This window comes from Streptomyces sp. NPDC060184 (assembly GCF_042728795.1).
Lineage (GTDB): Bacteria > Actinomycetota > Actinomycetes > Streptomycetales > Streptomycetaceae > Streptomyces.
On the sequence record NZ_JBHWYX010000082.1, the window covers coordinates 1 to 10,786 of the forward strand.

Sequence of the window (10,786 nt, forward strand, 5' to 3'; positions counted from 1 at the left end):
CGGCACGTCGGTGCCGGACCCGGGGCGCTTCGCCGTGCGGTGGCGGAGCCCTACCGCTGCCAGGTGTAGAACGGCTGGGCCATCGCGTCCTTCGGACCGCGCCAGGTCTGCGGGTCGTACGGGCTCACGAAAGCGGTGAGCCGGTCGCTGATGGCCTTGAACTCCGGGTGCTCCGTCACCTTGGCGATCTCCGGGCCCGGCGGGCGGTCGGACTCGATCAGGTGCAGGTACACGTCGCCGAACTGGAACAGCGTGCGCCTGTGCACACCGACGAGGTGGGGGAGGTCCGTGTTGTCGGAGGCCTCGAACAGCTTCGCGATGTCCGGGGCCGAACCCGGAGCCATCCGGGCGACGATCAGAGCGTGGTGCATCTGGCTGCCTTTCGGGGCGCGAGGGGCGAGAGGGCGAGAGGGGTGTGCGTGGCCGAAGCGGCGACAGCACCGCGGCCGGGAAGGCCCACCGGCGCGCGGCGAACCCTCCCGGCCGACGGACTAGTTGGCGGGTACGGAGGCGGCGCGGCGCTCGCGGTCGCGCTGCTCGATCTTGTCGCGGATCAGCTCCATCTGGACGCGGGAGTTGCGGTTGATGTTGTCCGTCATCCACGCGTCGTCGACGGGGGCGTCCGGGCGCATCGCGAAGTCCTGCCGCCAGAGCATCCGCGTACCGCCCTGGACCTCCGTGTACTCCCACCGGATGTCCATGTGCTGGAACGGGCCGGGCTCGACCCGCCGGGCCTGCACGTTGCGTCCCGGGCGGTCGGTGGTGCGCTCCGAGACCCAGCTCCAGACCTTGCCGTTGTCGTCGGGGTGCATGGTGAGGCGGAACGTCGTCTTCTGCCCCTCCCGCTTGAGCACCTCGACCGCCGCGTACTCGCTGAACAGCTGCGGCCAGTTCTCCAGATCGTTCGTCGTCTCCCAGACCAGGTCCAGCGGAGCGGCGATGATGATCTCGTTCTCGGTGTGTCCGGGCACGTCAGGCTCCTGTCACGAGGGTGTTGTTGACCAGGTCGAGGAACTCGGCGGGCGTCTTGCACTGATCGGCGTCGGCCGGCAGCGCGTGTCCGTAGCGGTTCTCCAGCACGGCCACGATGCCGAGCAGACCGAGCGAGTCCAGGCCGTACTCCTCGAAGGCCGAGTCGGGACGGCTCGCCATCTCGGAGGGGTCGGCGTTCAGGCCGGCGCCGCTCTTCATCAGGGCGGACAGTTCTTCGTACGTCAGCGATGCGGTCATGGGGGGACTACTCCTTCTCACAGCGGGGTGTCGGTGGGGCGGCGCAGCACCAGGGCCGAGTTCGACCCCATCAGGCCGCGGCTCAGCACGAGCGCCGTGCGCAGTTCGGCGGGGCGCGCACGCCCGGTGACCACGTCCAGGTCGTGGCACACGTCGAAGACGTTGGGCGTCGGCGGGACCAGACCGTGCTCCATGGCGAGTACGGCGGCGGCCGTGTCCAGTACCGGCGCGCCGCAGTAGGCACGGCCGGTCCCGGTCTTGGGGGCCGTCACCGGCACCCGGCGTCCGTGCGCGCCGAGCGCGTCGGCGATCGCCAGCGCCTCGGCCCGGTCCGCCGAAGGCACACCGAGCGCGTCCGCGAAGACCACGTCGATCTCCTCCGGCGCGCAGCCGGCCTCCCTCAGCGCCCCTTCGATCGCGTGGGCCAGCCCCGCGCGGGACTCCTCCCAGCGCGACGCACCGGTGAAGGTGGCGCAGTGACCGGCCAGTTCGGCCCGCACCCTGGCACCGCGCTCGCGGGCCACCGCCTCCTCCTCGACGACCAGCATGCCGCCACCCTCGGCCGGGACGAAGCCGCAGGCGTCCGCGGTGAACGGCCGGTACGCGCGGGTGGGTTCGTCGCAGAGGCTGAGGTCTTCGTAGCCGAGCTGGCAGACGACCGAGTACGGCGCGAGCGGCGCCTCGGCCGCACCGACCACCACGGCGTCCGTGCCCCGCCCGATGGCACGCGCCGCGTGCATCAGCGCGTCCAGGCCACCGGCCTCGTCGCTCGCCACGACGGCGCACGGCCCCTTGAAGCCGCCCCGGATCGAGATCTGACCGGTGCTGGCCGCGTAGAACCAGGCGATGGACTGGTAGGGGCCGACGAAACGCGAGCCCTCCCCCCACAACCGCTGGAGCTCGCGCTGGCCGAACTCACCACCTCCCGAACCGGCGGCGGTGACCACGCCCACCTTGAACGGCGCGCCCTCGTAGTCGGCGCGGCCGAGCCGCGCGTCGCTCAGGGCGAGATCGGCGGCGGCCATCGCGTAGTGCGTGAAGCGGTCGGTCTGGACGAGGAAGCGCTCCTCGATGAAGGCGACCGGGTCGAAGTCCCTGACCTCGCCGGCGACCTTGAGCGGGAGGTTCTCGCAGCCCTCGCGGGAGACCAGGTCGAGGACGCTGACGCCTTCCTGGGTCTGCTTCCAGAAGGCGTTGGCGCCGGTCCCGTTGGGGGCGACGACACCGATCCCCGTGATGACGGAGGTGCGACGCGCGTCGGCTGCCCGAGTGCTCATGTGGTCCTCCCGCCCGAGCGGGTCATGGCGACGGCGGACTGGAATCCCCCGAATCCGCTGCCGACCGAGAGCACGCTGCGCAGTTTGAGGGGGCGTGCGGTGCGCGGCACGTAGTCGAGATCGCACTCGGGGTCCGCGGTCTCGTAGTTGGCCGTCGGCGGCACCGTCTGGTGCTTGAGGGCCAGGACGCAGGCGGCGATCTCGATGGCTCCGATCGCGCCGAGCGAGTGGCCGACCATGGACTTGATCGAGCTCATCGGCACCTTGTACGCGTGCGAGCCCAGGGCCCGCTTCACCGCGGCCGTCTCGTGCCGGTCGTTCTGCTTGGTGCCCGAACCGTGCGCGTTGACGTAGTCGACCTGCGATCCGTCGATCCGGGCGTGCGCCAGGGCGCTGTTGATGGCCTCGGCCATCTCCAGCCCCTCGGTGGTCAGCCCGGTCATGTGGTAGGCGTTGCCGAAGGTGGCGTACCCCGAGATCTCGCAGTAGACGGTCGCCCCGCGGGCCCGTGCGTGCTCCAGCTCCTCCAGGACGAGGACGGCACCGCCCTCGCCCATCACGAACCCGTCCCGGCGCGCGTCGAACGGCCTGGAGGCGTGCTCCGGATCGTCGTTGTTCGCCGAGGTCGCCTTGATCGCGTCGAAGCAGGCCACCGTGATGGGGGTGATCGGGGTGTCGGACGCCCCCGCGATGCAGACGTCCACACGCCCCTCCTCCACGGAGTGGAAGGCGTACCCGATCGCGTCGAGGCCGGAGGTGCAGCCGGTGGAGACGGTCTGCACGGGCCCGTGCGCACCGACTTCCTCCGCGACCGCGGAGGCCAGGGTGCTCGGCGCGAACGCCCGCTCCAGATGGGCGCCGGCCGACCGGTGGTCGACGTCCCACCGCGCGCCGCTCTCGCTGACCGCGACGTAGTCGTGCTCCAGGCGCGTGGTACCGCCGACCGCCGTCCCGAGGGAGACCCCGATGCGCCAGGGGTCCTCCTTCTCCAGGTCGAGCCCGGCGTCGCCCAGCGCCTCCCTGGCCGCCACCAGCGCGAACTGCACGTACCGGTCGGAACGGGCGATCAGCTCCGCGTCCAGACCGTGGGCGACGGGATCGAAGTCGCACTCGGCGGCGATCCGCGACCGGAACTGCGAGGGGTCGAACAGGGTGATGCCGCGCGTCGCCGTACGCCCGTTGGCGAGCAGGTCCCAGAACGCCGGGGCGCCGATGCCACCGGGTGCGACGACGCCGACCCCGGTGACGGCCACGCGGCGGGTCATGAGGACGCCCCCGTTCGTTCTGGCGGCGCTCCGCGCTCGGCCGTCTCCGGGGCCGCGGTCGCCTCGGTGACCTCCGTGTCCACGTGGCCGAGCTCCGGACGCGGAGCCAGCGGCCCCAGGTGGAAGACCATGCGCGCCTCCACGTCCCCCACGTTGCGGAAGCGGTGGCGGACGTGCGGCGGGATCAGCAGGCCCTGGTCGGGCCGCATGGAATACGTCTCGCCGTCCAGGTCCACTTCGAGGTGTCCCGCCACGACGTACACGAACTCCTCGGAGTACGGGTGGTAGTGCTCGCCGATGCGGTCACCGGGGTCGACGAGGGCCAGCCCCATGAAGCCGCTGGTGGCGCCGACCGCGGTCGGGGTGAGCACGGCGCGCAGGTCGCCGCCGCGCCTGCGGTTGGGCTGGGTCTCGCTGAGATCCACGATGCGATGCCGGTGGATGGTCATGGCTGCTTTTCTCCAGGCACGTTGGGAGGTTGTGACGGCAGGCCGGGGCCGGCCCCCGTTGCCGGTGACGCGTCAGGACTCGGCGGACCGGCGGTCGGTGATCAGGCTCATCTCGGCCTGGGCGAGGAAGCGCGCGGCCTCCAGGTCGTTGGTCGGCATGCCCTGCGCACCGCTGTCGAGCAGCCGTTCGAGCACGGCCGCCTTGCGGGCGCCGCCGATGCCCAGCGCCTGCGTGGGCTGCGCGTCGAGCGGGCCGCTCACTTCGAGGAGCCGTACCACGACGTCGTCGCGCTGGAAGATCGTGCTGCTCTCGATGGGGCTCGCGACGTCGTCCGCGTTCTCCTCGTCCTGGCCGGCGAGCAGCCGGGCCAGCGCCATCCCGCAGCCCTCCTTGGCCTGGTAGAACAGCGCGTGCCGCTGGACGTCCGCGGCACTGTGGCGGCCCGCCGTCACGTGGTGGACGGTCGGCAGCGCCGCCCGCGTGAAGAACATCCGGGCGGAGTCGGGGTCGCTCAGGTCCCGGTCCTGCTCCAGATACGGGTTGATGGCCTCCTCGACGGCCCTGACCTCGGGCTGGCGGGAGACGTGGCGCAGCGCCGCCATCAGGTCGCCCTCGATCTCGACGGCCCGCACGACGCGGTTCCCGTGCATGAAGAGCGAGGTACGGCGCAGCCGGGTGTTCTCGTTGACGCGGGCCTGCGGGGAGTCGTAGTCGGCTAGGATCTTCGCGACCATCTCCTCTGTGCCCGGCTTCACCGTGAAGGTGAGCGCGTGGCGCACGACGCCGTCGCCCAGGCGCGGCGCGGACTGGAGCCGGCCCCGCAGGGGCTCGGGGGTCGACTCGAACGCCGCCCCGGTCTCCCGCAGCACGCTGAAGCGCAGCGAACGGGTGTCGCGCACACAGCTGTGCAGCGGCTGCACCGTCGCCACGTGCTCCTCGCTGTTCACCCAGGCGAGGAAGGGGGGCGCGCTCTCCCACTCACTGGTGATGAGCCACTGCGAGGGGTTCTCGATGGACTGGCACAGCTGGTCGCTGATGTGTCCCGGGATCGAGGCGACCTGGTTGCGCATGTGCTCGTACGCCTCCAGGAACTGGTTCTGGGCGCCGTCGTGCAGGTCAAGGAGCAGTATGACCCGGAGCCTCGAACCGTCGAAGGCGGACTGGGATACCCGTTCCGAGAGGATTGTCATCGCTTCTGTTCTCCTGTCCCGTTCCCGCCCGTCGTGGGCCGGTTTCGGTGAAGTCGCGCAGGTCCCTGCCTGCCGGTGGGTGGCGTCCCGCCCCGTGCGACCCGCGCACCGCTCCCCGCGACCGATCGTGGAACGCTGGTACGGGCGGCGCCAGATTTATGAACCGTTCAGGTGAGACGTCGGCACAAGCCCCGCCCAACCCCTCCGACCAGGGCATGGACAGTGCGTCCCCCTGCGTCCGAGCTGGAGCAATCGAATGAACGAAAGCGTCGACCACCGCGTGCCGGTCCTCATCGTGGGCGGCTCCCTGGTGGGGTTGTCCACCTCCCTCTTCCTGAGCCGGCTCGGCGTCGACCACCTCTTGGTGGAGAAGCACCGCAGCACCTCGACCCACCCCCGGGGCCGAGGCAACAACGTCCGCACGATGGAGGTGTTCCGCGCCGCCGGCGCCGAGCAGCTGATCCGCGACGCGGCATCCGTCCTCGCCGACAACCACGGCATCCTGCAAGCCGGTTCACTCACCGGCGACGACCAGGAATGGCTCTTCAAGGAGATCGACCCGGGCAACGGCCTCGCCCGGTTCAGCCCGAGCGGCTGGTGCCTGTGCAGCCAGAACGACCTGGAACCCGTCCTCGTCGACCACGCCCGCGACCAGGGCAGCGACCTGCGGTTCTCCACCGAACTGCTCACCTTCGAGCAGGACGCCGACGGGGTCACCGCCGTCGTGAAGGACCGGGAGACCGGGGAGCACGCCACGGTGCGCGCCGACTACCTGGTCGCCGCCGACGGGCCCCGCAGCCCCATCCGCGAGCAGCTGGGCATCGGCCAGACGGGCCCCGGCGACCTCTTCCACAACGTCAGCATCACCTTCCGCTCCCGCCGTCTCGCCTCCGTGGTGGGGGACCGGCGCTTCATCGTCTGCTACCTCACCGACCCGGCGGCGGACGGGGCGTTGCTCCCGGTGGACAACGAGGAACGGTGGGTCTTCCACGCGCCGTGGCAGCCCGACCGGGGCGAGACGCTGGAGGACTTCACCGACGAGCGGTGCGCCGAGCACATCCGCCGGGCGGTCGGGGACCCGGAGCTCGACGTCGAGATCACCGGCAAGGCCCCCTGGCACGCGGCCGAGCGCGTCGCCGAACGGTACGCCTCCGGCCGGGTCTTCCTGGCCGGCGACTCGGCCCACGAGATGTCCCCCACCGGGGCGTTCGGCTCGAACACCGGCATCCAGGACGCCCACAACCTGGCGTGGAAGCTCGCAGCCGTGGTCGGCGGGGCCGCCGGCCCGGAGCTCCTGGACACGTACGAGGCGGAGCGGCTCCCGGTCGCCAGGGCCACGAGCGCCCGCGCCTCGGCCCGCTCGGGCGAGCACAGCCACCCGGGGTACGCCGGGCCGCCCGCAGGCCAGGGCGGTCCCGGTGGACCTGGAAGCCAGGGCGGTCGCGGTCCTGGCGGTCCGGGTGGACAGGGTGGTCCCGGCGGTCCGGGCGGCGGCCGGCAGGGCGGGATGCTCTCCGTCGCCCTCGGCTACCGCTACGTGCGCGGAGCGGTCCTCGGCGCCGACCCGGACCTCCCGGTCGTGCCCGAGGGCGTCGGCCTGACGGGCGAGCCCGGCACCCGCGCCCCGCACCTGTGGCTCGGCCGCGACGGCGAGCGGGTGTCGACGCTGGACCTCTACGAGCAGGCGTTCGTCCTGCTCTGCGACGAGAACAGCCCGGAGTGGCGCGGCGCGGCCCGCCACGTGGCGAAGCGACTGGGCATCCGGCTGGACGCCTTCACCATCGGGTCCGGCACCGAGGCGGATCTGCGGTCCGAGGACGGTACCGACTGGGCAGCCGTCCACGGCACGTCCGCCGACGGCGCCGTGCTGGTACGCCCCGACGGATTCGTCGCCTGGCGCGCACAGGGCGCTGCGCCCGACCCTGAGACGGCGCTGTACGGGGTCCTGACGGCTCTGCTCCACCGGACCTGATCCACGAACACCGCACCCACCGAACGCCGATCCCCGGCGGGCTCCCGGCCCGCCGGGGATCGGTGCGTGACAGCCCCTGCGCCGCGTCTTCCCGCGTGACCCTCAGCGCGAACCGGTCAGGGCGGCGAAGACCACGACGTTCTCCTGGTACCCCGACCCCTTGTCGTACGCGCCACCGCAGGTGATGACCCGCAACTCGGGCCGGTTCGACGGGCCGTAGACCTTCTCGTCCGGGAAGTCCTTCTTGCTGTAGGCCTCGACGGCGTACACCGTGAACACGGCGGTGGTCCGATCGGCCCGGACGATCTCGACGGTGGCGCCCTTGCGCAGGGACCCCAGCAGGAAGAAGACGCCGGGCCCGAGCCTGGTGTCCACGTGCCCGGTCGTGATGGCGGTCCCCACCGAGCCCGGCACCGTCCCGTCGGCGTACCAGCCGCTGAGCACCGGGTTGTCGTCGGGCGGAGGCTTCAACGCGCCCGACGCGTCGAGGCCCAGCCCCATCATCGGCGAGTCCACCTTGAGCACGGGAATCCGCAGCCGTACCGGCGGGGACGGCGGCAGCGGCCGTACGGCGGGGGACGCCGGGGCCGTGAGGCCGGGGAGCGGACGTCCGGAAGCCCGCACGGGGCGGGGACCCACCGGCAGGGGCCGCAGGGGCGCCGGCCGGACGGGCAGTCGGGGGAGGAGCACCGGCGGCGCGGTGGAGCGGCGTACGAGGGAGGGCGGCAGGCGCACCGGGTAGCGCGACACCATGTACACCGGGCCCGCGGAGACGGAGGCCGGGGGCGCGGCGGGGGGCGGCGGGGCGGCGGAGGACGGCCGGGGTGCGGCGGCGGCCGGTGGGCCGGGCGGCTGCGGCGGCCGGTCGTCCCGCAGGCCGCTGACCACCAGCACGGTACCCGCCACCACGGCCCAGACGAGGTGTTTGACCGCCGGGAACGACTGGGGCGGGGTGTTGGCACTGCGCCCGGTTTCCATCGCGTGTCCTCTGCTCGCGGCGGGTGGGGTGGTACGGGCGCGCGCCCCGGAGCACGGCGGGATGCGGGGCGCGCGGACGGGTGCCGTACGGTCAGTCGCGGGCCGACGCCGCCCGGCGGCGCATCCTGAACACGGCCCCGGCCGCCGCCCCGGCGAGCAGCACGGAGCCCGCGGCCAGTTGCGCGCCGTGGTTCACCGGGACGCTGAATCCGGCGGCCACCCCGCCGCTGGGCCTGCGGTCGGCGATCCGGTAGGTGTCCGTCATCCGGATGCGCGGGGGGCACTTCACGGTGACCGTGTCCGTGCCCGGCTCCGCGTCGTCCGGCACCTCGAACTCGCCGACGAGCACACCCTTGCGGTCGCCCTCGAAGAGGTGGAACGCGCCCGCGGCCTCCGAGGTCCCCTTGCCGTAGGTCTCCTTGCCGCAGGCCCGGGTGGAGACGGTGACCAGCGAACCGGGAGAGGCGCTCCGCGGGCTGATGTGAATGGTCTGCTCACCGGCGGGGTCCGCGGCCACGGCGGCGGGGGCCGCGAGGGCCATCAGGCCTACGGCCAGACAGATCCCCGCTCCGGTGCGTGTGTTGCGCATGAGGTTCCTCCATCGACAGCGTGGCCCGGCCGGACTGCGCGGCTCCTCCGCTGTGCTCCGGGTCCGAGGCAACCGACACTCCGTCACCCCCGCAACACGGCGAGCGGGCCCATTTGTCACCCGGTCAGGCCCCGTGTTCCGACTCGGGTTGCCCGTTTGCGCAGGTCATCCTCGTGCGGGGGAGAGCGGGCGAGACCGCTGGGCCCGGACGGCGAACGGGCTAAGGGGTGTCCCGCGATTCCTGGTGGGTCGAAAGTGGCGCCGTCCGCCCGGAGGGCGGGTTCGGCGTCCGGTGCCGGGAAACGGTAGTTGAGTGCGCGGCGGGGGCGGGGCCCGAGGGCGGGCGGGGGTCGTGCAGCCCTGCGGACGGTTCCCGACGGTCCGCCACCTGATGGGCCGTGGGACGGGCTGCCGGCTTCACCCACCCGCCCCGCTTATTGACATGTGCAAGCCCATTCTCGATGCTGTGAGAGCGCTCTCAGCGGGTGAGTGGGGGAGCGCGGTGGTGGGGGGAGTTCGACGGCCGGAGCCGCCCCTGCGGCGTCCTCCGAAGCGGTCCCGGCCGGATGCCGTGCGCGGTCCGGCGTTCCTCTGCCGGTTCCCGTCCGGTGTCGAAACGGAGGCGAACCGTGGAACGGGACCATGAATCCAATCCGCCGAATGTACGGCCTTGCCGCCCTTGTCCTCGCAGGGGTCCTCACGGCCGTGATGTCCGTGTCGTCGGCGCAGCCCGCCCGGGCCGCCCAGACGAGCATGCGGGCCGCCGACCCGAGCGTGATCCGGGTCGACTCCACCTATGTGTCCGTGCAGTCGACCGGCGGCGGCATCGCCGTGCGCCAGGCGTCGTCGACGGCCGCCCTTGCCTCCGCACCCGCGCGGCAGGTCTGGTCCGACACCCGGGGCCTCGGTGAGGTCTGGGCCCCGGAGGTCGTACGGGACGGCGGCCGGTACTACATCTACTTCACGGCCGGGACCGGCGCCGCGCACCGGATGTACGTGATCAGCTCGGCGGCCCCCGACAGCGGGTACTCCGGCGAGACCCAACTCGCCCTGCCCGACAACAAATGGGCCATCGACGGCACCATGTTCACCTTCAACGGACAGCGCTGGTTCGTCTGGTCCGGCTGGGCCGGTGACACCAACGTCGAGCAGAACCTCTACATCGCCAGGATGAGCAGCCCCACCACGCCGACCGGTGCGCGCTACGTCATCTCGCAGCCCCGGGAGAGCTGGGAGCGGGTCGTCGGCAACCCGTTCATCAACGAGGCACCCGAGGCGATCAAGGACCCGAACGGCCAGCTGCACATCGTGTACTCGGCCAACGGCAGCTGGAGCGACCAGTACTGCCTGGGCGAGCTGCGGCTGCGAGCCGGCGGGGACCCCACGTACGTGTGGGACTGGTACAAGTCGAACGGGTGCCTGTTCGGATCGAACCGCTCGACGATGATGGCCGGCTGGGACCCGACCCTGCAGGTGAACGGTCCGGGGCACCACAGCTTCGTCCTGCTGGACGGCGACATCAACACCAGCCCGCCGGCCGGACCGCGGTTCCCGCTGATGTTCCACGCGGTCGCGAAGGGGACGGCGTACTCGTGGGGCAACCGGTACTGGTACACCGGCACCTTCTGCTGGTGGGGCGGTACGACCTACAGCCGCGCGAACGTCCCGGGAGCGACCTCGGACACCGGCTGGAGCCTCAAGTTCTTCGAGTGAGACGCGGTCGAGCGCGGGCGGCCACCCCCGGGGGGGCGCCCCCCGGTGTTGCGGGGGCAGGGGTGGCACGGCGGGGAGGACCCCCCCCAGCACACTCTGATTAAAAAAAAAAGGAAGACAAG

11 protein-coding genes are annotated in these 10,786 nt (G+C 72.1%); 2 read left to right on the plus strand and 9 right to left on the minus strand.

Features of this window, described 5'->3' with window-relative positions; translation table 11 throughout:
• Positions 1-50 precede the first annotated feature (50 nt).
• The 7 genes from ACFWEE_RS31980 to ACFWEE_RS32010 form a co-directional block, all read right to left on the minus strand.
• The gene (locus ACFWEE_RS31980) at positions 51-371 is read right to left on the minus strand and encodes a TcmI family type II polyketide cyclase (RefSeq protein WP_328723156.1); all 321 of its coding nucleotides are present in this window, start codon (positions 369-371) and stop codon (positions 51-53) included.
• A 120-nt stretch (positions 372-491) separates the two neighbouring features.
• Entirely contained in the window at positions 492-971 is a 480-nt protein-coding gene (locus tag ACFWEE_RS31985; RefSeq protein ID WP_386894643.1) for an SRPBCC family protein, read from the minus strand.
• A gap of 1 nt (position 972) precedes the next feature.
• A complete protein-coding gene (locus ACFWEE_RS31990) occupies positions 973-1,230 on the minus strand; it encodes an acyl carrier protein (RefSeq protein ID WP_386894645.1) in 258 nt (85 codons plus the stop codon).
• Between the two features lie 17 nt (positions 1,231-1,247).
• Positions 1,248-2,507 (minus strand): ketosynthase chain-length factor, encoded by a 1,260-nt coding sequence (locus ACFWEE_RS31995; protein ID WP_386894647.1) that lies wholly within the window; start codon positions 2,505-2,507, stop codon positions 1,248-1,250.
• Positions 2,504-3,772, minus strand: coding sequence for a beta-ketoacyl-[acyl-carrier-protein] synthase family protein (locus ACFWEE_RS32000; RefSeq protein ID WP_327174250.1), 1,269 nt, complete (start codon positions 3,770-3,772; stop codon positions 2,504-2,506). Before ACFWEE_RS32000 ends, ACFWEE_RS31995 begins: the two co-directional genes overlap by 4 nt.
• Complete coding sequence (locus tag ACFWEE_RS32005; protein WP_386894649.1) at positions 3,769-4,221, minus strand: cupin domain-containing protein; 453 nt, start codon at positions 4,219-4,221, stop codon at positions 3,769-3,771. Before ACFWEE_RS32005 ends, ACFWEE_RS32000 begins: the two co-directional genes overlap by 4 nt.
• A 72-nt stretch (positions 4,222-4,293) precedes the next feature.
• Complete coding sequence (locus ACFWEE_RS32010; RefSeq protein ID WP_386894651.1) at positions 4,294-5,412, minus strand: TcmI family type II polyketide cyclase; 1,119 nt, start codon at positions 5,410-5,412, stop codon at positions 4,294-4,296.
• A gap of 256 nt (positions 5,413-5,668) precedes the next feature.
• Between ACFWEE_RS32010 and ACFWEE_RS32015 the strand changes: the two genes are divergently transcribed.
• Complete coding sequence (locus ACFWEE_RS32015) at positions 5,669-7,384, plus strand: FAD-dependent oxidoreductase (RefSeq protein ID WP_386894653.1); 1,716 nt, start codon at positions 5,669-5,671, stop codon at positions 7,382-7,384.
• Between the two features lie 102 nt (positions 7,385-7,486).
• On the opposite strand, the gene ACFWEE_RS32020 is transcribed toward ACFWEE_RS32015, so the two are convergent.
• Together ACFWEE_RS32020 and ACFWEE_RS32025 are read right to left on the minus strand one after the other, a co-directional pair.
• A complete protein-coding gene (locus ACFWEE_RS32020) occupies positions 7,487-8,362 on the minus strand; it encodes a class F sortase (RefSeq protein ID WP_386894655.1) in 876 nt (291 codons plus the stop codon).
• Between the two features lie 91 nt (positions 8,363-8,453).
• Positions 8,454-8,951, minus strand: a complete 498-nt coding sequence (locus ACFWEE_RS32025; RefSeq protein ID WP_386894657.1) for a sortase — start codon at positions 8,949-8,951, stop codon at positions 8,454-8,456.
• Positions 8,952-9,611: 660 nt separating this feature from the next.
• Here ACFWEE_RS32025 and ACFWEE_RS32030 point away from each other — a divergent pair.
• Complete coding sequence (locus tag ACFWEE_RS32030; RefSeq protein WP_386894659.1) at positions 9,612-10,664, plus strand: glycoside hydrolase family 43 protein; 1,053 nt, start codon at positions 9,612-9,614, stop codon at positions 10,662-10,664.
• Positions 10,665-10,786 lie beyond the last annotated feature (122 nt).

What these genes read in the sequence shown, in the direction of transcription:
- ACFWEE_RS31980 (WP_328723156.1), bottom strand. Translation starts at nt 371, where the DNA reads ATGCACCACGCTCTGATCGTCGCCCGGATGGCTCCGGGTTCGGCCCCG.
- ACFWEE_RS31990 (WP_386894645.1), bottom strand. Translation starts at nt 1,230, where the DNA reads ATGACCGCATCGCTGACGTACGAAGAACTGTCCGCCCTGATGAAGAGC.
- ACFWEE_RS31995 (WP_386894647.1), bottom strand. Translation starts at nt 2,507, where the DNA reads ATGAGCACTCGGGCAGCCGACGCGCGTCGCACCTCCGTCATCACGGGG.
- ACFWEE_RS32000 (WP_327174250.1), bottom strand. Translation starts at nt 3,772, where the DNA reads ATGACCCGCCGCGTGGCCGTCACCGGGGTCGGCGTCGTCGCACCCGGT.
- ACFWEE_RS32005 (WP_386894649.1), bottom strand. Translation starts at nt 4,221, where the DNA reads ATGACCATCCACCGGCATCGCATCGTGGATCTCAGCGAGACCCAGCCC.
- ACFWEE_RS32010 (WP_386894651.1), bottom strand. Translation starts at nt 5,412, where the DNA reads ATGACAATCCTCTCGGAACGGGTATCCCAGTCCGCCTTCGACGGTTCG.
- ACFWEE_RS32015 (WP_386894653.1), top strand. Translation starts at nt 5,669, where the DNA reads ATGAACGAAAGCGTCGACCACCGCGTGCCGGTCCTCATCGTGGGCGGC.
- ACFWEE_RS32020 (WP_386894655.1), bottom strand. Translation starts at nt 8,362, where the DNA reads ATGGAAACCGGGCGCAGTGCCAACACCCCGCCCCAGTCGTTCCCGGCG.
- ACFWEE_RS32025 (WP_386894657.1), bottom strand. Translation starts at nt 8,951, where the DNA reads ATGCGCAACACACGCACCGGAGCGGGGATCTGTCTGGCCGTAGGCCTG.
- ACFWEE_RS32030 (WP_386894659.1), top strand. Translation starts at nt 9,612, where the DNA reads ATGTACGGCCTTGCCGCCCTTGTCCTCGCAGGGGTCCTCACGGCCGTG.